We start from the raw sequence: 20,337 nt of genomic DNA on the forward strand, positions 1-20,337 counted from the left end.
GGGCATGAGCACGGACTTCTCGGCCGATCTGGATCTCGCCCTGCGCCTCGCCGACGAGGCGGACGCCATCACCCGCACCCGGTTCGGCGCCCTGGACCTGACCGTCACCGACAAGCCGGACCTGACCCCGGTGTCGGATGCCGATCTCGGCGTCGAACGCGCCGTGCGCGGCACGCTCGGCGCCGAGCGCCCGGGGGACGCGATCCTCGGCGAGGAGTTCGGGGGCGACGCGGTGTTCACCGGCCGCCAGTGGGTGGTCGATCCGATCGACGGGACCAAGAACTTCGTGCGCGGTGTGCCGGTGTGGGCCAGCCTGATCGCCCTGCTCGACGACGGCGTGCCGGTGGTGGGGGTGGTGAGCGCCCCGGCGTTGAACCGCCGTTGGTGGGCCGCGGCCGGCGCGGGATCGTGGCTGGCGTACGACGGCGGGCAGCCGCGCCGCATCTCGGTCTCGCAGGTCGCCGAGCTGTCCGCCGCGTCGCTGAGCTTCTCGAGCCTGTCCGGCTGGCGCGACCGCGGCCGGCGCGACGAGTTCGTCGCGCTCACCGACGAGGTGTGGCGGGTGCGGGCCTACGGCGACTTCTACTCGTACTGCCTGCTCGCCGAGGGCGCGGTGGACGTCGCACTGGAGCCCGAGGTGTCCCTGTGGGACCTGGCTGCGCTGGACGTGCTGGTCCGGGAGGCCGGGGGCCGGTTCACGAATCTCGACGGTGCGGCCGGCCCGCACGGTGGCAGCGCGGTCGCCACCAACGGAGCGCTGCACGACGGTGTGCTCACCCGTCTGCAGCACGCCGGATAGGGCACGCACCACCAACTTACTCGATAGTAGACAGCAATCTTACTCCGCAGTAAGATTGTGGGCGTCCGTCCCCACATCGAGAAACCTCTGGTGATCATGAGCAAGCAAGACAGTGTGGCCCGGAACACCCCCCGCGATACGTCCGCCGTGGGCCTGAACCCCCTCCGGCGGGACGCCATGGGCGCGGCGATGCGTGTGCTCACCCGGATCACCGGTTCGGAACTCGCGGACCGGTACAACCTCCGGCAGGCCATCGACCGGGTGACCTACCAGTCCACCAAGACCGGCTTCAAGACGCTCGGCGCCGCCACCCGCACCTTCAAGAAGGTCACCGGCGGATCCGGCACACCGCAGCGCCTCGACACCGCCGTCCGCACCGACCTGTTCGACCTGACCCCCACCGACGATCAGCAGATGATCGCCGAGACCGTCCGCGAGTTCGCCGCCGAGATCCTGCGGCCCGCTGCGCACGATGCCGACGAGGCAGCCGCCGCCCCCGCCGACCTCCTCGCCCGGGCCGCCGAACTCGGCATCACCCTCGTCAACGTGCCCGAGGCATTCGAGGGAGCCGCCACCGAGCGGGGCGCCGTCACCAACACCCTCGTCGCCGAGGCACTCGCCCACGGCGACATGGGGCTGGCGCTGCCGATCCTCGCGCCGAGCGGCGTCGCGGTCGCCCTCACCCAGTGGGGCACCGAGGAGCAGCAGCGGACGTACCTGCCGGCGTTCGCCGGCGACGACGTCCCCCAGGCCTGCGTCGTGATCACCGAGCCGCGCGCCCTGTTCGACCCCTTCGCGCTGCAGACCAAGGCGGTGCGCTCCCCCAGCGGCTACCGGCTCACCGGCGTCAAGTCCCTGGTGCCGGCCGCCGGCAGCGCCGAACTGTTCGTCGTCGCCGCCGAACTCGACGGAAAGCCGTCGCTGTTCCTGGTCGAATCCGACAGCAAGGGCCTGGTGATCGAGGCCGACCCGTCGATGGGTCTGCGCGCCGCCGGGCTCGGCCGGCTGCACCTGACCGACGTCGCCGTGCCGCAGTCCGCCCTCCTCGGCGACGCCGACGCCGACGTGCGCGCCGAGCAGTACGCGGACGCCGTCCGCCTCGCCCGGCTCGGCTGGTCCGCCCTCGCCGCAGGGACCGGACAGGCCGTGCTCGACTACGTCGTCCCCTACGTCAACGAACGGGAAGCCTTCGGCGAACCGATCAGCCATCGGCAGGCCGTCGCCTTCATGGTCGCCAACATCAAGATCGAGCTCGACGGGATCCGGCTGGTCACGCTGCGCGGCGCCGCCCGGGCCGATCAGGGCCTGTCCTTCACCCGCGAGGCGGCGCTGGCCCGCAAGCTCGCCACCGACAAGGGTATGCAGATCGGCCTCGACGGTGTCCAACTGCTCGGCGGCCACGGCTTCACCAAGGAACACCCCGTCGAGCGCTGGTACCGCGACCTGCGCGCCGTGGGCGTCGCCGAGGGCGTCGTCCTCGTCTGAGCCGCCCGATCCGGCAGCGTCCCCTCACACCTAGGAACCCGCGATGATCAATCTCGAACTTCCCAAGAGGCTCAAGGCGTCGGCGAACCAGGCCCACCAGGTCGCCGCGCAGATCTTCCGTCCCGTCTCACGCAAGTACGACCTCGCCGAGCACGTGTACCCCGTCGAACTGGACACGATGGCGGCGATGGTCGAGGGCCTCAACGACTCCGGCCAGGGCGCCTCGGGCGCGGCGCTCGGCCGCGGCGACGAGCCCAAGAAGCAGGCCGGCAACGTCAACGGCGGCAACATGGCGTCGCTGCTCAACGTGATCGAAACCTGCTGGGGCGACGTCGGTCTGACTCTCTCGATCCCCTATCAGGGCCTCGGCAACTCGGCGATCGCCGCCGTCGCCACCGACGAACAGCTCGAGCGCTTCGGCAAGGTGTGGGCGTCGATGGCCATCACCGAGCCCAGCTTCGGCTCCGACTCCGCCGCCGTGACCACCACCGCCGTCCTCGACGGCGACGAGTGGGTCCTCAACGGCGAGAAGATCTTCGTCACCGCCGGCGAACGCTCCACCCACGTGGTCGTGTGGGCGAGCGTCGACCGGTCGAAGGGGCGCGCGGCGATCAAGTCGTTCGTCGTCCCGCGGGACGCCCCCGGCCTCAGCGTGGCCCGCCTCGAGCACAAGCTCGGCATCAAGGCCTCCGACACGGCCGTCCTCGTGCTCGACAACTGCCGGATTCCGAAGGACAACCTGCTCGGCAGCCCCGAGGTGAACGTCGAGAAGGGGTTCGCGGGGGTCATGCAGACCTTCGACAACACCCGTCCGATCGTCGCCGGCATGGCCATCGGCGTCGCCCGCGCGGCGCTCGAGGAATTGCGCGGCATCCTCGCCGAGGCCGGTGTCGAGGTGTCCTACGACGTCCCGGCCTGCAACCAGCACGCTGCGGCCGCCGAATTCCTCGCGCTCGAGGCCGACTGGGAGGCGGCCTACCTGCAGGCGCTGCGGGCCGCGTGGATGGCCGACAACAAGCAACCCAACTCGCTGGAGGCGTCGATCTCCAAGGCCAAGGCCGGCCGCACCGGCACCGCGGTCACCCTCAAGGCAGTCGAGCTGGCGGGTACCTACGGCTACTCCGAACGTCCACTGCTCGAGAAGTGGGCGCGCGACTCGAAGATCCTCGACATCTTCGAGGGCACGCAGCAGATCCAGCAGCTCATCATCGCGCGACGGCTGCTGGGCCTGTCGAGCGCCGAACTGAAGTAGCCGGTCACAGACCACTTCTCCGAGGGGTCGGGCCCCCGCCGTACTCACCGACGGCGGGGGCCCTCTCACGCTCCGGACCGGACCGCTACCCGCGCGGCCGGGCGGGATCACCCTCGCGCGCGACGGAGCTCGTCGCGGAGCGCGACCACCTAGGCCGTCGGCGCGGCCACCTGTGCCCGAGTCGCCGCCTGGCTCGCCTCGTCCTGCTCCCCCACCCGCTCGACCAGCCAGGACGCCGGCGTGGCCGCCACGACACCGAGCAGGGCGATGACCGCGATCACCGGGGTGGCCGCGATCAGCCGTCCGACGGCTGCGACCGGCACTGCTCGGGCGGGAATCCCCCGGCCCTGACACCCCCGGTAGATCGGACGAATGTCCACTTCTGTGAAGTGCATCACCACTAGGGTTGCGGTGACGAATCCGGCACGAGCTCGAAGGGGACAGCATGCCCGGGCAGGACATCAAGGACAGGATCACCGGGGCCGTCGGGGAGGTGACCGACACACTGGGTGCCGTGCGGGTACTCGCGCGCTCCGGCCTGCTGCACTTCCCCCGGGTCGACCACGGAATCGGCACCCTCGTCGCCGTGAGCCGCTACGGCCCGTTCGCCGGACCGGTGCATGCCCACGCCGCGCGCGGCTACGACGCCGTCGCCCTCGTCGACGAGCGTGGCCGGTTGAGCTACGAGGAGCTCGAGGGACAGTCGAATGCGCTCGTACGGGCGCTGCAGGCCGACGGGGTCGCGGCGGGGGACGTGATGGGCCTGATGGCCCGCAATCACCGTGGACTCGTTCTCACCATGCTCGCGGCCGCCAAACTCGGCGCGAAGCTGGTCATGATGAATACCGGGTTCGCTCCGCGCCAGCTCGCGGACGTCGCGGAACGTGAAGGTGTCGGCACGTTCGTCTACGACGCCGAGTTCGCGGCGGTGGCCGCAGCCCTGCCGCCGGATGTGCGGACGTACAGCTCGTGGCCCGAGGGTGAGGAGCCGGGACCACCCGGCATCGAGTCCGTGCTCGCACAGTTCGATCGGTCCGCCGTTCCCGCGCCGAGCACACTCGGTGGTTTCGTGCTGCTCACCAGCGGCACGACCGGCACGCCCAAGGGTGCCCCGCGCGAGCGCACGTCGCCGCTCGCCTCGGCGCAGTTCCTGGACCGGGTACCGCTACGGCCGGGACAGACGATGCTGATGGCGGCGCCGGCGTTCCACGGGACCGGCATCTCACAGTTCGGACTCGCGCTGGCGCTGGGTCAGACCGTGGTGATGGAGCGGCGGTTCGACCCGCTCGAGACGGTTCGCCTGATCGAACGGCACCGGGCGAACGTGCTCGTCGTCGTGCCGACGATGCTGCAGCGGATCCTGGACCTCGGGGGCGAGGCGATCGGCCGGTTCGACACGTCGAGCCTGCAGATCATCTTCTCCGCCGGCTCGGCGCTGTCGCCGGACGTGTGCCGGCGCACCCGCGAGTACTTCGGCGACGTCCTGCACAACCTGTACGGGTCGACCGAATGCGCGGTGGCCACCGTCGCCACGCCCGAGGACATCCGCCGGGCACCGGGCACGGCCGGACGGCCCCCGGTGACGTGCCGGGTGGAGCTGTACGACGAGGAAGGCAACCGCATCACCGAGCCCGGCAAGGTGGGCCGGATCTTCGTCGCGAGCGGGCTGAGCTTCGACGGTTACACGGACGGCCGGGACAAGGAGCGCATCAACGGACTGCTCTCGACGGGCGACGTCGGGCACTTCGACGAGGAGGGACTGCTGTTCGTCGACGGCCGGGACGACGACATGATCGTCTCCGGTGGCGAGAACGTGTACCCGCTGGAGGTGGAGAACCTTCTCGTCGAAAGGGACGACGTGTTCGACGCCGCGGTGGTCGGGGTGGAGGATCCGGACTTCGGTCACCGGCTGCGCGCCTTCGTGGTGCCGGCCGAGGGCTCCGCGCGCGACGCCGAGGAGATCAAAGAGTACGTCAAGGCGAACCTGGCGCGTTACAAGGTCCCGCGTGACGTCGTCTTCCTCGACGAACTGCCGCGCAATGCGACGGGGAAGCTGTTGCGACGCGTACTCGTCGACATGAAGCCCTGATCTCATGCGGAAGGGCCCGGCACCGGATGAACCGGTGCCGGGCCCTTCGGCGTGGTAGCGGGGACAGGATTTGAACCTGCGACCTCTGGGTTATGAGCCCAGCGAGCTACCGAGCTGCTCCACCCCGCGTTGCAGGAACGAAGTTACACGGCTCGGTGAACGGAATGCAAATCGCCTGGGCGAAGGCCTTTTTCGGGCGTCGTCGCGTGTCCTGGACCACACTCGGCACATGTTCCTCCTCACATAACGGAGGTGTAACGATCGCGTGACGGGAAGGTCGACATGCCGCGGTGACCTGCGCAGAAGCGGGTCGCTCGTCCCATCTGATGGACACCCGGGGCACGGTTGCGGCCGGTAGCCCGGGTCGCGACGCATCGGTACGGTCGGTCGCGGCTCGACACCACCGAGCCGACGCCGTCCCGCCGCCGCCGAGCTGCCCCGCGGGATCCGGTACGACGAAACCTTCGGGGGGCAGCGACGCGACCCGGCCGACTGTCCGCACCGCCACGACCGAGCGGTGCCCGGGGTCCGGCGTCGGCGAGCGCGGAGAGGATTCATCCCGCATGACCACTTTCTTCAGCAAGCGTGGCCTCGGCACGGCCGTTGTCACCGGCGCCCTCGTGGCGGTGCCGTTCGGCCTCGCCACCGGCACCGCCTCCGCTGCCCCGCACAACTGGGACGCGGTGGCGGAGTGCGAGAGCGGCGGCAACTGGTCGATCGACACCGGCAACGGCTACTACGGCGGTCTGCAGTTCTCGCAGAGCACCTGGGCGGCCAACGGCGGCACCGGCAGCCCGCACACCGCTTCGAAGGCCGAGCAGATCCGCGTCGCGGAGAACACGCTGCAGACCCAGGGCCCGGGCGCGTGGCCGGTCTGCGGTCAGTACCTGACCACCGGGAGCGAGGCCGCGCCCGCGCCCGAAGCACCCGCAACCCCGGCACCCGCAACTCCGGCACCCGCGACCCCGGCACCCGCAGCACCGGCACCCGCAGCACCGGCACCCGAGGCCGCGCCGGTCGACCAGGCCGTGGAGCAGGCGCTCGGTGTCGCCGGCGAGTTCGCCGCGCAGCACGGCTTCGCTGCGCAGTTCGACCAGGTGGTCGGCGTCGCACTGCCCGGACGCTGATTCGTCCCCCGAACGACGGGGCCCCGCGCACGATGTGCGCGGGGCCCCGCTTCGGTCGCGGCAGGAGATCAGCCGCCGGTGGACTGGTACGCCTCCACGGCCGCCTGCACTCGTTCGAGCGCCCGACCGTACGCTGCGAAGTCGCCGGTGCTCTGCGCCGCGCTGAGCTCGGCGAGCGCCGCGTCGAGTTCGGCGACTGCCGCCGTCCGATCCGCCGGCGCCGGAGCGGGCGCGGGGTTCGGCGCCGGAGCGGGCGCCGGTGCCGCCGCCTGGCCGTCCTGCGGTGTCCCCTCTGCCCCCTCAACCGGTGCCGGGGGTGTCGACTCGCCACCCGGTGCGGTGGCCGCACTGCCGACGCCGCCGCCGAAGACCTGGTCCAGTGCCGCGGCGAGGGTGGGGGCATAGCCGATCCGCACCCCACCGGCGGGCCCGGGCTCGCGATAGCTGACGATCACCCGGGACAGCTGCGGGAAGGTGGAGGTGTTTCCGCTCGCCGAGTTGCGTTCCGTGTACATCGGCTGGACGTACAGGATGCCGCCCTCGGCGATCGGCAGCGTCAGCAGATTGCCGTACTGGATCCGGTTGGACCGCTCGAGCAGAGTGCGCTCCGACGCGACGCGCGTGTCGGAGATCATCGCGTTCTGCGTCTGTGCGGGACCGAAGGTCTGGGTGTCGGTCGGCAATCGGAGGATCGTGAACTTGCCGTAGTTGTCGGGGTCCGAGTTCACCGAGATGTACGCGGACAGGAACTGCCGGTTGAAGCCCACCATCGCGGAGGTGAGCCGGAACGACGGGCGGGCCGTCTCCTCGTCACCGATCAGCACGTAGTAGGGCGGCTGATTGGCCGTCGTCTCGACCGTCGGGTCGCTCGGCACCGACCAGAACGCGTTGTTGGTGAAGAACTCGCGCGGGTCGTCGACGTGGTACTTCGCGAGCATCTCGCGCTGCACCTTGAACAGGTCCTCCGGGTACCGGAAGTGCGAGCGGAGCTCGTCGGAGATCTGGTCCTGCGGGGTCACCGCATCGGGGAAGACACCCATCCACGCCTTCAGGACCGGGTCCTGGTCGTCGACCTGGTAGAGGGTCACGGTGCCGTCGTACGCGTCGACTGTCGCCTTCACCGAGTTCCGGATGTAGGAGACCTCCTTGCGGGGCAGCAGCCGGCCGGTGTTCTGGTCGACGCTGTCCTCGACGAGACCTTCGAGGGAACTGCGCTGCGCGTACGGGTAGTTGTCGAGCGTGGTGTAGGCGTCGACGACCCACACGATGCGGCCGTCGACCGCCGCGGGATATGCGTCGCCGTCGGCGGTGAGCCAGGGCGCGACCTTCGTCACCCGGTCCCGCGGATCGCGGTTGAACAGCAGCTTCGACTCGCTGCCGATCGCACTCGAGAAGAGGATGTTGCGTTCGGCGTACTTCGAGGCGAACGCGAGGCGGTTGAACCAGTTGCCGATCGACACGCCACCCGAGCCGGTGTAGGTGTACTGCGCGGTGTCGGTGTCGTACTCCCGCGGGGCCTCGCCCTCGGCGGCACCGACGATCGCGTAGTCGGGCTCCTCCTGCGCGATGACCTCACCGAAGTAGATCCGCGGCTGCTCGACCGGGATCACCTGGTTGCCGGACTCGAGCGACGCGATGTCGCTGACCATGTACACCGGGTAGCCGCTGTTGCTGTTGGCGGCCTCCTCCGCGGACTCGCTCGCGGCGGCGTTCACCCGGTTGGCGGGGGCGGCGACCAGGCCGTTGCCGTGGGTGTACACCGTGTGCCTGTTGATCCAGTCGGTCTGGTTGCCCGTCAGGCTCGACGGCGACAGTTCGCGGGCGGCGACGATGTAGTCCTCGCGCTGCCCGTCGATCTCGTACCGGTCGATGTCCAGCGACGGCGGGAACCCGTAGAAGTTCTTCAGCTGCTGCTGCTGGGTGAAGGTGCGCGGCAGCACGTTGGGGTCGAGCAGACGGGTGTTGGCGATCGTCGTCACGTCCGCCGGCACGTTGCGCGGCGACGTGCTGCCCACGCCGGGGTAGTCCTGGTACTCCACGGTCTCGTCCGTGATGCCGTAGGCCTGACGGGTCGCCGCGATGTTGCGCTCGATGTACTCGGCCTCCTTGACGGCGGCGTTCGGCCGGACGGAGAACTGCTCGACCACCAGCGGCCACACGGCCCCGACGAGGATCGACGAGAGCACCAGCAGCGCGGTCGCCATCGCCGGGATACGCAGGTCGCGCAGCACGATCGCCGCGAAGAACGCCACCGCGCAGATGACGGCGATCGCCATCAGGATCAGCTTGGCGGGCAGCACGGCGTTGATGTCGGTGAATCCCGCGCCGGTGAACGTGGGCTCCTTGCGCCCGCTCCACAGCAGTGCGTACCGGTCGAGCCAGTACGCGACCGCCTTGAACGCGACGAAGATGCCGGCCAGTACGGCCAGCTGGATGCGGGCGGCGCGGGTGAGGCTGCCACCGCGGCCGGCGAGCCGGATGCCGCCGAAGATGTAGTGGGTGACCAGACTGGCGAAGAGCGCCAGGATGACGGCCACGAACATCCAGTTCAGCAGGAAGCGGTAGAAGGGCAGGTCGAAGGCGTAGAAGCCGACGTCCAGCCCGAACTGCGGGTCCGTGGTGCCGAACGAGCCGCCGTTGAAGAACATCTGCACGGTCACCCAGCTCGCCTGCGCGATCAGGCCGGACAGCAGCCCGAGCACGATCGGGATGCCGAGGCCGAACGTGCGCAGCCGGGACATCACCGTGGTGCGGTACCGCGAGATGGGGTCGTTGGGCCCGGATGCGGGCACGAACACGGGGCGCGATCGGTACGCCAGGAGCATGGCGAGCCACACCACGGCGCCCACGAACAGGCCCACGACGACGAACAGGACGATCCGGGTCAGCAGCACCTTCACGTACACGTCACGGAAGTCGACCTCACCGAACCACAGCCAGTTGGTGTAGGCGTCCACCAGTCGGGGACCGACCAGCAGCAGCACCGCGGCCACCACGGCCAGGCTCAGCAGAATCTTGCTGCGTTTCGACAGCGAAGGTACTCCGGTGGGGGGCCTCATGCCCACGTGCCACACTCCCAATTCTCCGGCGACGCGGATGCGCCGCAGCTGTTCACCTCGACTGTCACCCACGGCACTCGCGGTGACCGTTTCGCCCCACTCTACGGAATGAGGCGGCCACCACGCCGCGGCGGCGACGAGACCTGGCGACGGTGCAAGGATATGTCCGTGAGCGACAGTTATCCCGTCCCGTCCGAAGACGCCCTGCGCCGGTGCGTCGGTGAGATCGTCGACTTCGTCGACGCCGGTGGCTGGGGGCAGCCACCCCAGATGTTCGCGCTGGTGCCGACGGCCCTGCTGGCGGCGTCGGAACCGACGCTGCTCGACCAGCTCGACGCGGGCCACGAGTACACCCCGGTGGAGCAGGACGCCTTCCCGGACGACGTCGAGGGCGGCAGCCCCGCCCTCGACGAGTTCCTCGCCACCACCAGCTGGCCCGAATCGGTCGCCGGCTGTGCCCTGGTGCAGGAGATCGTGGTGCTGCCGCCGAGCGCGGAGTCGGATCTGGACGACGCGCTGGTCCCGCTGCTGGCGGATCCCCACGCCGCCGACGAGGCCGCCCGCGTCGCGGCGCACGGCCATCCGGAGCGGCGGGATGCGCGACTGATCGCGGCGGTGCTGCGGGACGGCCCGTCGCTGTCGCTGCTGCAGTTGCGGCCCACCGACGAGGACGACCCGTTCGCCGGGATCGAGCTGCGAACCTACGACAACCTCGCCCCCAACGTGGTGGCGGCGCTGTACGCGACCCTCGAACCGGGCGACGACTAGCGCCGGTCCCGCGTCTACCCGCAGCTCGGCGCGTCGCCCCCGCCGGCGAGCGAGCCGAGCGCACCGATCGCGCCCTCGAGGGTCTCGACCTCGACCAGCCGCATGCCGTCGGGAGCAGCGCTGCGCGCCTCGGCGCAGTTGTCGGCGGGCACGAGGAACACCGTCGCGCCGTCCTCCGACGCCGCGACGAGCTTGTGGGTGATGCCGCCGATCGGGCCGACGGCCCCGTCGGAATCGATGGTCCCGGTCCCCGCGACGACCGCGCCGCCGCTGAGCTCGCCGGGGCTGAGCTTGTCGACCACCGCAAGGCTGAAGATCAGCCCTGCCGACGGCCCGCCGACGTCGGCGAGGTTGAACGTCACGTCGAACGGCACGTCCGGCACCTCCTCGGGGCTGATGCCGAGGAAACCCTTCTCCGGATCGTCGGGGCGGGCGCCCACGGTCACCGCGACGGTCTGCTCGACACCGTCCCGCACGATCCCGATGTCGACCGGCGTATCGGGGGCGACGGCGGCGACGGCGCGCTGCACGCTGCCGGCGGTGGTCACCGGCTCCCCCGCGACGCTGACGAGCCGGTCGCCCTCGCGCAGCACCCCGGCGGACGGCCCGGACTCGCCGACCCGGGCGACGCGCAGGACGACGGGCAGATCGAGATGATGCAGGGCGGCGAGTTCTGCGCTGCGTTCGGACTGCTCGAACTGGGCGGCGTCCGCCTCCTTGACCTGCTCCCGGGTCGCGGTGGGTGGGTAGATCTGTTCGCGCGGGGCGATCCCGTACCGGCTGCCGAGCCACGCCGCGAGGGCCTGCGCCACGGTCAGGCGGTCACTGACACCGACCGTGGTCATCACGAGCTCGCCGGTGGTCGGGTCGGTGTCGGTGCCCTCGATGGCGACGACCGCCTTGCCGTCGACCTCGCCGAGGGTGTCGAACGTCGGGCCGGGGCCGAGCGCCACGTAGGGCACCTTCACATTCAGCGCCACCGTCACCAGCAGCAGCGCGGGGAACAGCACCGCCAGGATCGTCACGAGCCGTCGATTCACCCGGCCAGGGTATCCGGAGCGGCGGTGTTCGCGGTCAGCGTGATCGCGGGGGCCACCGCTGCGCGGTGGGCCTTGTACCGTTGACGACATGAGCGACACGCCTTTCGGATTCTCGAATCCCGACGACGACCCGGACCGCAGGAAGGATTCCGGTTCCGGCGCCGAGGGATCCGGTGCCGAGGGTGCCGGCTCGGCAGGGGGCGGGTCCCAGGGCGGCACTCCCGGCGGTTTTCCCTTCGGTTTCGGTGCGCCCGGCGCAGGCGGTGCCCCGTTCGGGGCCGGTGGCGACAACCCGTTCGGAGCGCAGGGCTTCGACCCGGCGGCGCTCGGGCAGATGCTGACGCAGTTCGGGCAGATGCTCAGCGGCATGGGCAGCGCGATGGGGTCCGGTGGTTCGGGACCCGTCAACTACGAGGTGGCCGCCAAGCTCGCCCGCCAGCAGATCGGCTCCGTGACCCCCGTCTCGTCCGGGTCCGCGGACGCCGTCCGCGACGCCGCGCACTTGGCAGAGCTGTGGCTCGACGGCGCGACGACGTTGCCCGCCGGCGCGACCCGCACCGTCGCGTGGACGCCCGTGGACTGGCTCGACAACACGCTCGGAACGTGGAAGCGCCTGTGCGATCCCGTGGCCGAGCAGGTCAACGGCATGTGGGTCCAGGGCCTGCCGGAGGAGGCCCGGGCGATGGCCGGGCCGATGCTCGGGATGTTCTCCCAGATGGGTGGCCTGGCGTTCGGCTCCCAGCTCGGCCAGGCCCTCGGACAGCTGGCCAAGGAGGTCCTGGCCTCGACCGACATCGGTCTTCCCCTCGGGCCCGAGGGCACCGCCGCGCTGATGCCCGCCGCGATCGATGCCTTCGGTGAGGGGCTCGAGCAGCCGGCGCAGGAGGTTCTCGTCTTCCTGGCCGCGCGTGAGGCGGCACACCAGCGGCTCTACAGCCACGTGCCGTGGCTGCGATCACGCCTGCTGTCCACCGTCGAGGACTACGCGCGCGGCATCCGGATGGACTTCTCCGCGATCGAGGACCTCGCGCAGGGCATCGACCCCGCGGCGCTGACGGACCCGTCGAAGATCGAGGAACTGCTCAGGGGCGCGGCGTTCGAGCCGCAGACCACTCCCGAGCAGAAGCAGGCCCTCGAGCGCCTCGAGACGTTGCTCGCCCTGGTCGAGGGCTGGGTGGAGACCGTGGTCGCCGATGCCCTCGGCGACCGGTTGCCGGGGGTGGCCGCGTTGAGCGAGACGCTGCGCCGTCGCCGTGCGAGCGGTGGGCCCGCGGAGCAGACCTTCGCCACACTCGTCGGTCTCGAGCTGCGGCCGCGGAAACTGCGCGAGGCCGCCGTCCTGTGGCGCCGCCTCACCGCCGATGCCGGGACGGAGGCACGGGACAAGGTGTGGGCCCATCCGGACCTGCTGCCGGACTCGTCGGACCTGGACAACCCGGCCGCTTTCCTCGATCGGATCCTCGGCGGCGAAACGACCACGTTCGACGATCCGATCGCACAGCTGCGCGAGACCGAGGCACGCGAGCGTGCCGAGCGGGAGAAGGGCGACTCCGGCGAGTCCACCGATCCCGACGAATCCGCCTGAGCGCGCTTCGACGCTGGTAGATCGCGGTTTCCCCCTGTGGACAACCGGCCTCGGGCACCCGGGGCGCGGCCCGGGGTGCCGCAGACTGGCGGGCATGACCACGGCCATGCACCAGCCCGGACCTGCGCTCGATCCTGCCCTCGAAGTGCTCCGTCGCCCGGACGGCTCGGTCCAACTCGGGTGGGGTCCCGATACCGCCGCCGTCCTCTCCCCCGGCGCAGGGCTCGACGCATTCGCCCTGTCGACGGTGCTGAGCCTGCTCGACGGGCGTTCGTCGCGCGCGGAGATTCTGGCCCGCACGGCGCAGGCCGGGCTGGCGGACGATGCCGTCACCGTCCTGCTCGACGAGTTGACCACCGTCGGCGCGGTCCGGGACCCGGGCGGGACCGTACCGGTGGCTCCCCGGGTGCGGGTGCACGGGCGCGGGCCCCTCGCGGATACGCTGGTCACCCAACTGACGGTCTCGGGCACCCGGCTGAGCCGGTCCGCCGCCTACACCGGCGACAGTGACGTCGCTCGATGGGACGTGCAGTGCGTGCTGCTCGCCGACGCACTGGTCCCCGATCCCCGGCTCGTCCGGGAGCTGATGCGGCACCGCGTGCCGCACCTGACCGTGCTGCTGCGCGACGGCCGTGGCATCGTCGGGCCGTTCGTCGTCCCGGGGCGCACGAGCTGTCTGCGCTGCGCGGATCTCACCCGCACCGACCTCGACCCGCACTGGCCGCAGCTCGCGGCTCAACTGTGCGACCGCGTCGGCTGTGCGGAGCCCCCCGTGGTGCTGGCGACCGCGGCTCTCGCCCTCGCCGAGCTCGACGCGATTCTCACGACCGTGGCGCCCGCGACACTGGACCGGACCCTCGAGGTGGACCTGCGCAGTCACCGGCTCGCGTCGCGGCGCTGGTACCGGCACCCGGATTGCGGGTGCGCCGGCCCGCCGGCGTGACGCGGGGTCGACCCACGGCGCCCCGCGCCGGGGGGACGGCGTCAGGCATGATGGTGGGCGTGGCCGAAATCCCCCGGAGAAGCAGTTCCCGCACCGCCAAGCTCGCCAGCATCCCCCTCGGGATCGCAGGTCGTGCCGCGGTGGGGTTCGGCCGGCGTCTGGCCGGCGGGGACCGCGAGGAGATCGACGCCGAGCTCGCGGCGAAGGCTGCCGAACAGCTGTTCACGGTGCTCGGTGAGCTCAAGGGCGGAGCCATGAAGGTCGGCCAGGCGCTGAGCGTGATGGAAGCCGCGGTGCCGGAGGAGTTCGCCGAACCGTACCGGGAGGCGCTGACGAAGCTGCAGTCGGCTGCTCCGCCGCTGCCGGCCAAGACGGTCCACCGTGTCCTCGATCAGCAGCTCGGTGCCGGCTGGCGGGAACGGTTCGCCTCGTTCGACGACGTTCCCACCGCGTCGGCGAGCATCGGCCAGGTCCACCGGGCGACGTGGGCGGACGGCCGCGAGGTCGCGGTGAAGGTCCAGTACCCGGGCGCCGACGAGGCGCTGCGCGCCGATCTGCGGACCCTGTCCCGGTTCGCGGGTCTGTTCGCGACGGTGATGCCGGGCACCGACGTGCGCGCGGTGCTCGACGAGCTGACCGCGCGCACCGAGGAGGAGCTCGACTACCGGATCGAGGCCGACAATCAGCGGGCCTTCGCCAAAGTGTTCGGCGACGATCCCCGGTTCGTCGTGCCGCGGGTGGTCGCCAGTTCCCCGAAGGTCTTCGTCACCGAATGGCTCACGGCGACACCGCTGTCCACGATCATCGCGGAGGGTACCCGCGAGCAGCGCAACCGGGCGGGGGCGCTGCTCGCCGAGTTCCACTTCGCCTCCCCGGCACAGGTGGGCCTGCTGCACTGCGACCCCCATCCGGGCAATTTCATGTTGCTCGACGACGGCCGGCTCGGCGTCATCGACTTCGGGGCCACGGCCGCGATGCCGAACGGGTTGCCCCCGGTGCTGGGCCGGATGGTGCGGCTGGCCCTCGAGGAACGTTTCGACGAGCTGACCACACTGCTCTACGAGAACCGGTTCGTCCTGCCGGGCAGGGAGGTCACCGAGCAGGAGATCGCGGACTACCTGCGCCCGTTCACCGACCCGATCCACACGGAGTCCTTCCACTTCACCCGGGCGTGGCTGCAGAAGGCGGCGGGCACCGCCACCGACTTCTCCGGATCCAACTTCCGGACCGCGCGGGCTCTGAACCTGCCGCCGGAGTACGCGAACATCGTCCGCGTACTCCTCGGCTCGGTCGGCATCTGCGCTCAGCTGGACGCGCACGCGCCGTACATGCGGATCCTGTCGGAGTGGCTGCCGGGCTTCACCGACCCGGTGGACTGACGTCCCGGCAGCCCGGTCAGGCGCACACCAGTTCCTTGCGGGGACGCCCCCGCGGGCGCTTGCGGGCGACGACGGCGCCCCGTTCGAAGATCTCGCCGCCCCACACACCCCACGGCTCGGCCCGGTCGAGTGCCGCGGCGAGGCAGTGGGCTCGAATCGGGCACCGGCCGCACAGCGCCTTGGCCCGCTCCAACTCGGTCGGTGATTCGGCGAACCACAGGTCCGGATCGTCGCCGCGGCAGGGCAACTCGCGCACGCGCGTCGTTCGGTCGACGTCGAGCGTTGCGGTTTGCACGATGGATGTCTCCTCTGTCTGGTTTCGGATGCGATGAGCGAACCGGGCAGAAGACGAAGAAGGCCACGGTCCGCTGGGCGGTGTCCGTGGCCGGAAGGCGAATCGAAGATTACCGGGGCTGACCTCGGTGGCTTCGGGACACGGACGAAAGGGCGGCTGCTCGCACGCGGGCGACGCGCGGAGTGCACGCACCGGCGGCGACGGGGGCGCCGGCGACGGGGACGGCGACCACCACTGCAGCTGCATCGAAGCCGAGCATTGGGGCCACCTCCTGACGTCGTCCGCGCACGGGCCTTTCCCGTGACATCGACCTCCAGCCTAGAAACTCGGCCGTCGATCGCACAACCCATTTTCTACCTGCGGTTTTGCCGCATCCGCGGAGCCGCTAGAGATCGAGGGTGTCGGAGGCGCGTTCACCACGCACGACAGCGAGCACGTCCGCTCCGAACTGCTCGAGTTTCTTCGCCCCGATACCGGGGATGGCGACGAGGGCGCGGTCGTCGCCCGGCCGCTGCTCGGCGATGGCGATGAGCGTGTTGTCGCTGAACACCACGTAGGCGGGGACCTTCATCTCCTTGGACCGTTCCCGGCGCCAGTCCTTCAATGCCACCAGCAGCGATTCGTCCAGGTTCGACGGGCAACCCTCGCAGCGTCCGAGCATGGTCGCGGACGATCCCATGAGGGGCTTGCCGCACACGCGGCACTGCGGCCGCTTACGCTTCGGCGACGGGGGAGCCGCAATCCGTGAGGCCGGCGAATCGTCGGGGATCAGGCCGTGCAGGAACCGTGATCGCCGCCGCGACCGGCGACCGCCCTCGGTGCGCGAAAGCGCCCACGACAGGTGCAGGTGCACGCGCGCCCGGGTGACGCCGACATACAGCAGCCGGCGCTCCTCCTCGATGCCTGCCTCGTCGGGCGGTGTCGAACTGTCACCGACGACGTGCACGATGGGCAGGGTCCCGTCGGTGAGACCGACGAGGAAGACCGCGTCCCATTCCAGGCCCTTGGCCGCGTGCAGCGACGCGAGTGTCACGCCCTGCACCGTCGGAGGGTGCCGTGCCTCCGCCCGCGCCGCGAGGTCGCGCAACAGTCCGTCGAGATCGAGGTCGGGCTCGTGCCCGAGGAGTTCCTCGGTGAGCTGCACGAGCGCCCGCAGCGATTCCCAGCGTTCGCGGGCCTGCGCACCGGCAGGTTCGGTCTCGCTCAGCCCGAGCGGGGCGAGCACCGCTCGCACCAGCGTGACCAGGGCGGCGCCGCGATCGGCGCCCTCGGGCAGGTCGTCTCGGGCCTGCGCCTGCCGCAGCGCCCCGACCGCTTGCCGCACCTCCGCCCGGGTGAAGAAGCCCTCGCCGCCGCGGACCTGGTACGGGATACCGGCTTCGGTGAACGCGTGTTCGTAGGCCTCCGACTGCGCGTTGATGCGGTAGAGCACGGCGATCTCGGCGGCCGGTACCCCCGAACCCAGCAGCTTGGCGATCGCCTTGGCGACGGCCTGCGCCTCGGCGGGCTCGTCGTCGTATTCGGCGAACGCCGGCTCCGGTCCGGGCGGGCGCTGGCCGACGAGCTGGAGCCGGGTCCCGGCGATGCGGCCGCGCGCCGCGCCGATGACCTGGTTGGCGAGGGCCACGACCTGCGGGGTGGACCGGTAGTCACGTTCGAGCCGGACCACCGTCGCGTCCGGGAACCGGCGGGAGAAGTCGAGCAGGTACTGCGGGGTGGCACCGGTGAACGAGTAGATCGTCTGGTTCGCGTCGCCGACGACGGTGAGGTCGTCGCGGTCGCCGAGCCACGCGTCGAGCACCCGCTGCTGCAGGGGCGTGACGTCCTGGTACTCGTCGACGACGAAACAGCGGTAGCGGTCGCGGAACTCCTCGGCGACGGCGCTGTGCTCCTCGAGCGCGGCGGCCGTGTGCAGCAGCAGGTCGTCGAAGTCGAGGTAGATGCCGTCGTCGCGCACCTTGAGCGACTCGTAGCCGGCGTAGACGGCAGCGACCCGCGCGGCGTCGGCGGGGGGCTCACGCCGGGCGCGGGCCACCACGGCCGGATAGTCCTCCGGCGCGACGAGCGATCCTTTCGCCCACTCGATCTCCGAGAGCAGGTCGCGCACGGTGTCCGTGTCGGTGGCGAACCCGGCCCGGTGCGCGGCCTGGGAGACGACCGCGAACTTGCGGTCGAGCAGCTGCCACGGCGTGTCGCCGACCACCTGCGGCCAGAAGTAACGCAGCTGCCGCAGCGCGGCGGCATGGAAGGTGCGCGCCTGCACCTGCGGACCCGTACCGCCCACGCCGAGTTCGCGCAGGCGGCCGCGCATCTCTCCGGCGGCGCGCGCGGTGAACGTGACAGCGAGGACCTGGCCCGCCGCGACGTGTCCGTGGGACACCAGGTGCGCGATGCGGCGGGTGATGGTCCGGGTCTTTCCGGTACCTGCGCCGGCGAGGACACACACCGGGCCCCGCGGCGCGAGGACCGCCGCGGCCTGCTGGGGATCGAGTCCCTCCACCGATGTCTCTGCGCGCATGGGCTCCATCATGGCAGGACGGGGTGACAGGCATCCGGCCCACACCGACTGTGGCGGAGAACACATTTGACCGCAGGACGGAACAGCGGACAGACGGTGGTTGTTGTGCGCACCGTGACTACGACCGACGCTCCCGCCCTGACGCTCTACACCACCGACTGGTGCGGCTACTGCCGTCGCCTCAAGCGCCAGCTCGACGAGCACGGCATCGGCTACGCCGAGATCGACATCGAAGCCGACCCGTCGGCCGCCGAGTTCGTCGGCAGCGTCAACAACGGAAACCACGTCGTTCCCACCGTGCAGTTCGCCGACGGCAGCACCGCGACCAATCCCCCGCTGTCCGCGGTCAAGCAGGCGCTCGGCCTCTAGCGGACGGCACCGCATCCGCCGGGGGCACCGAGGACCTCAGGTGGTGTATCCCGGCGGGGCCGGCACGGCATGTTCGGCCGCCCGGCTGACCTTCTCCCATGCCGCCCAGTCCCGGATGCGGTCCTGCGCGAGTCCGACCGCGGCGTCGTAGACGACGCTGCCGAGGATCAACCGTCTCGGTGGATCGTCGCTGTCCACGACTGCCCGGACCGCAGCCGCGGCGAGCGGCCCGGACCGCAGCCGCGGCGAGCGCCGGCTCGCTGTCGACGCCGTCGGCGTCCGACGTCGCCGCCAGCTCGGCGCGCAGCGCCGCATAGTCGTCGAGCGGCGCAGTGGCGGGCATGTCCTTGTACAGGTCCGTCCAGTATCCGCCGGGTTCGACGATCGTCACGGCGACCCCGAAGTGTGCGGCCTCCGCAGCGACCGCCTCGCTCAGTCCCTCCAGTGCGAACTTGCTCGCGCTGTACAACCCGGTGGTCGGAAATGCCGCGATCCCCGCAACACTGGAGATCTGCAGCAGCCGGCCTGGTGGGCGTCGGCGCAGCGCCGGCAACACCGCCTGCGTGACCCACAGCGCTCCGAAGAAGTTGGTCTCCATCTGGGCGCGTGCCTGCTCCTCTGTGAACTCCTCGACGAAGCCGGTCCACATCGTCCCGGCGTTGTTGACGACGACATCGAGGCGCCCGAAGTGGTCGACGACCCGCTCGACCGCCGCGAACACCGCCGACCGGTCGGTCACGTCGACGTCGACGGTGAGCACCCGCTCGTCGTCCCGGTACTCGGGCGCTGCGGTCGCGGTGCGGGCGAGGGCGGCCACCCGGTCTCCCGCGGCGAGCGCCTCCCGGGTGAACGCTCGGCCCAGCCCGCGGCTCGCCCCCGTGACCAGCCATATCCGCTGCTCGACCATGTCGGCACCTCCTCGAATACTAGACGAGACGGATCGTCTCGCCGTGCCAGTATGGGACCACCGCCCCTCTCAGTCAAGACGGTCCGTCTCGTCTCGGTTTGGCCTATGCTGTGTTCCATGCCTCCGAGAATCACCCGCCGCAGCGACGCCGCCCGGACAGCGATCCTGACCGCCGCGGTGGAGTTGGTCGGTGAGGTGGGCTACGGCAAGTCGAGCATCGAGGCGATCGCTGCCCGAGCCGGCGTCGGGAAACAAACCATCTACCGGTGGTGGCCGTCGAAGGGATCGGTGCTGCTCGACGCCTACCTCGACGCAAACGTGGGCGGCGAACCGGAGGACCCGCAGGGCCTACCGAACACGGGCGATCTCGTCGCCGACATCAAGGCGGTGCTGCGCGCCACCGTCGACGAACTGAACGATCCCCGGTTCGAACGGCCGTTGCGCGCGCTGACCGTCGCCGTCCTCGAGGACGAGTCCCTGGCCGCCGAATACTCCCGTCGCCTCGACGAGCCGACGCGGCGGTTGAAGAAGGAGCGGCTGTGCGCGGCGCAGCGACAGGGTCAGCTGTCCCCCGAAGTGGATCTCGACGCCGTCGTCGACACCCTCTTCGCCCCCGTCGCCCAGCGCTGGCTGCTGCGCTCCGGTCCGCTGACCTACGAGTACACCGATCACCTCGTCGAGACCGTGCTCACCGGTCTGCTGTGGCCCCGGTCCTGACCGGT

General features: G+C 70.8%; 17 protein-coding genes and 1 tRNA gene. 11 read left to right on the top strand and 7 right to left on the bottom strand.

Annotation, left to right across the window (positions count from 1 at the left end):
- The first annotated feature begins 4 nt into the window (after positions 1–4).
- The 3 genes from hisN (at position 5) to QNA09_RS14455 (ending at position 3,536) form a co-directional block, all read left to right on the top strand.
- Complete coding sequence (hisN, locus tag QNA09_RS14445) at positions 5–799, top strand: histidinol-phosphatase (protein WP_017680856.1); 795 nt, start codon at positions 5–7, stop codon at positions 797–799.
- 90 nt (positions 800–889) lie between these two features.
- Complete coding sequence (locus QNA09_RS14450) at positions 890–2,284, top strand: acyl-CoA dehydrogenase family protein (RefSeq protein WP_308071959.1); 1,395 nt, start codon at positions 890–892, stop codon at positions 2,282–2,284.
- Between the two features lie 43 nt (positions 2,285–2,327).
- Positions 2,328–3,536 (top strand): acyl-CoA dehydrogenase family protein, encoded by a 1,209-nt coding sequence (locus QNA09_RS14455; RefSeq protein WP_017680858.1) that lies wholly within the window; start codon positions 2,328–2,330, stop codon positions 3,534–3,536.
- A gap of 149 nt (positions 3,537–3,685) precedes the next feature.
- Here QNA09_RS14455 and QNA09_RS14460 read toward each other — a convergent pair whose 3' ends face one another.
- Positions 3,686–3,931, bottom strand: coding sequence for an ion transport protein (locus tag QNA09_RS14460; protein ID WP_237210792.1), 246 nt, complete (start codon positions 3,929–3,931; stop codon positions 3,686–3,688).
- Positions 3,932–3,981: 50 nt separating this feature from the next.
- On the opposite strand from QNA09_RS14460, the gene QNA09_RS14465 reads away from it, so the two are divergent.
- Positions 3,982–5,625: an acyl-CoA synthetase gene (locus QNA09_RS14465; protein WP_048770764.1), complete on the top strand. Its 1,644-nt coding sequence runs from the start codon at positions 3,982–3,984 to the stop codon at positions 5,623–5,625.
- A 52-nt stretch (positions 5,626–5,677) separates the two neighbouring features.
- Here the strand turns inward: QNA09_RS14465 and QNA09_RS14470 are convergent.
- Positions 5,678–5,754, bottom strand: a tRNA-Met gene (locus QNA09_RS14470).
- A 434-nt stretch (positions 5,755–6,188) separates the two neighbouring features.
- Between QNA09_RS14470 and QNA09_RS14475 the strand changes: the two genes are divergently transcribed.
- Entirely contained in the window at positions 6,189–6,752 is a 564-nt protein-coding gene (locus QNA09_RS14475) for a transglycosylase family protein (RefSeq protein ID WP_010594680.1), read from the top strand.
- Between the two features lie 68 nt (positions 6,753–6,820).
- Here the strand turns inward: QNA09_RS14475 and QNA09_RS14480 are convergent, their stop codons facing one another.
- Positions 6,821–9,817, bottom strand: coding sequence for a UPF0182 family protein (locus QNA09_RS14480; protein WP_029540056.1), 2,997 nt, complete (start codon positions 9,815–9,817; stop codon positions 6,821–6,823).
- A gap of 156 nt (positions 9,818–9,973) precedes the next feature.
- Here QNA09_RS14480 and QNA09_RS14485 point away from each other — a divergent pair, with 156 nt between their 5' ends.
- Entirely contained in the window at positions 9,974–10,579 is a 606-nt protein-coding gene (locus tag QNA09_RS14485) for a PPA1309 family protein (RefSeq protein WP_010594682.1), read from the top strand.
- 14 nt (positions 10,580–10,593) lie between these two features.
- Here the strand turns inward: QNA09_RS14485 and QNA09_RS14490 are convergent, their stop codons facing one another.
- The gene (locus QNA09_RS14490) at positions 10,594–11,619 is read right to left on the bottom strand and encodes a PDZ domain-containing protein (protein WP_017680863.1); all 1,026 of its coding nucleotides are present in this window, start codon (positions 11,617–11,619) and stop codon (positions 10,594–10,596) included.
- Between the two features lie 88 nt (positions 11,620–11,707).
- Here QNA09_RS14490 and QNA09_RS14495 point away from each other — a divergent pair, with 88 nt between their 5' ends.
- The 3 genes from QNA09_RS14495 to QNA09_RS14505 all read left to right on the top strand — a co-directional run bounded on the left by QNA09_RS14495 (position 11,708) and on the right by QNA09_RS14505 (position 15,526).
- Complete coding sequence (locus tag QNA09_RS14495) at positions 11,708–13,204, top strand: zinc-dependent metalloprotease (protein ID WP_119699874.1); 1,497 nt, start codon at positions 11,708–11,710, stop codon at positions 13,202–13,204.
- A gap of 94 nt (positions 13,205–13,298) precedes the next feature.
- Positions 13,299–14,147 (top strand): hypothetical protein, encoded by an 849-nt coding sequence (locus tag QNA09_RS14500; protein WP_010594686.1) that lies wholly within the window; start codon positions 13,299–13,301, stop codon positions 14,145–14,147.
- A 47-nt stretch (positions 14,148–14,194) separates the two neighbouring features.
- Positions 14,195–15,526 carry an AarF/ABC1/UbiB kinase family protein gene (locus tag QNA09_RS14505; protein WP_010594687.1) on the top strand — a complete coding sequence of 444 codons (1,332 nt, stop codon included), beginning with the start codon at positions 14,195–14,197 and terminating at the stop codon, positions 15,524–15,526.
- Between the two features lie 16 nt (positions 15,527–15,542).
- Here the strand turns inward: QNA09_RS14505 and QNA09_RS14510 are convergent, their stop codons facing one another.
- Positions 15,543–15,821 (bottom strand): WhiB family transcriptional regulator, encoded by a 279-nt coding sequence (locus QNA09_RS14510; RefSeq protein ID WP_010594688.1) that lies wholly within the window; start codon positions 15,819–15,821, stop codon positions 15,543–15,545.
- A gap of 385 nt (positions 15,822–16,206) precedes the next feature.
- The gene (locus QNA09_RS14515) at positions 16,207–18,339 is read right to left on the bottom strand and encodes an ATP-dependent DNA helicase UvrD2 (protein WP_308071960.1); all 2,133 of its coding nucleotides are present in this window, start codon (positions 18,337–18,339) and stop codon (positions 16,207–16,209) included.
- Positions 18,340–18,453: 114 nt separating this feature from the next.
- Here QNA09_RS14515 and QNA09_RS14520 point away from each other — a divergent pair, with 114 nt between their 5' ends.
- On the top strand, positions 18,454–18,708 hold the full coding sequence (locus tag QNA09_RS14520; protein WP_026137488.1) for a mycoredoxin: 255 nt from the start codon (positions 18,454–18,456) through the stop codon (positions 18,706–18,708).
- Here QNA09_RS14520 and QNA09_RS14525 read toward each other — a convergent pair.
- The gene (locus QNA09_RS14525; protein ID WP_308071961.1) at positions 18,686–19,615 is read right to left on the bottom strand and encodes an SDR family NAD(P)-dependent oxidoreductase; all 930 of its coding nucleotides are present in this window, start codon (positions 19,613–19,615) and stop codon (positions 18,686–18,688) included. The genes QNA09_RS14520 and QNA09_RS14525 overlap by 23 nt on opposite strands.
- A 105-nt stretch (positions 19,616–19,720) precedes the next feature.
- Between QNA09_RS14525 and QNA09_RS14530 the strand changes: the two genes are divergently transcribed.
- Positions 19,721–20,332 (top strand): TetR/AcrR family transcriptional regulator, encoded by a 612-nt coding sequence (locus QNA09_RS14530; protein ID WP_017679543.1) that lies wholly within the window; start codon positions 19,721–19,723, stop codon positions 20,330–20,332.
- Positions 20,333–20,337: the final 5 nt, after the last annotated feature.

The sequence above is a fragment of the Rhodococcus sp. AH-ZY2 genome, from assembly GCF_030916465.1.
Lineage (GTDB): Bacteria > Actinomycetota > Actinomycetes > Mycobacteriales > Mycobacteriaceae > Rhodococcus > Rhodococcus ruber.

Coding starts and splice junctions, on each gene's coding strand:
- hisN (WP_017680856.1), top strand. CDS start 5: ATGAGCACGGACTTCTCGGCCGATCTGGATCTCGCCCTGCGCCTCGCC.
- QNA09_RS14455 (WP_017680858.1), top strand. CDS start 2,328: ATGATCAATCTCGAACTTCCCAAGAGGCTCAAGGCGTCGGCGAACCAG.
- QNA09_RS14460 (WP_237210792.1), bottom strand. CDS start 3,931: ATGCACTTCACAGAAGTGGACATTCGTCCGATCTACCGGGGGTGTCAG.
- QNA09_RS14465 (WP_048770764.1), top strand. CDS start 3,982: ATGCCCGGGCAGGACATCAAGGACAGGATCACCGGGGCCGTCGGGGAG.
- QNA09_RS14475 (WP_010594680.1), top strand. CDS start 6,189: ATGACCACTTTCTTCAGCAAGCGTGGCCTCGGCACGGCCGTTGTCACC.
- QNA09_RS14485 (WP_010594682.1), top strand. CDS start 9,974: ATGTCCGTGAGCGACAGTTATCCCGTCCCGTCCGAAGACGCCCTGCGC.
- QNA09_RS14495 (WP_119699874.1), top strand. CDS start 11,708: ATGAGCGACACGCCTTTCGGATTCTCGAATCCCGACGACGACCCGGAC.
- QNA09_RS14500 (WP_010594686.1), top strand. CDS start 13,299: ATGACCACGGCCATGCACCAGCCCGGACCTGCGCTCGATCCTGCCCTC.
- QNA09_RS14505 (WP_010594687.1), top strand. CDS start 14,195: ATGATGGTGGGCGTGGCCGAAATCCCCCGGAGAAGCAGTTCCCGCACC.
- QNA09_RS14515 (WP_308071960.1), bottom strand. CDS start 18,339: ATGCGCGCAGAGACATCGGTGGAGGGACTCGATCCCCAGCAGGCCGCG.
- QNA09_RS14525 (WP_308071961.1), bottom strand. CDS start 19,615: ATGGTCGAGCAGCGGATATGGCTGGTCACGGGGGCGAGCCGCGGGCTG.
- QNA09_RS14530 (WP_017679543.1), top strand. CDS start 19,721: ATGCTGTGTTCCATGCCTCCGAGAATCACCCGCCGCAGCGACGCCGCC.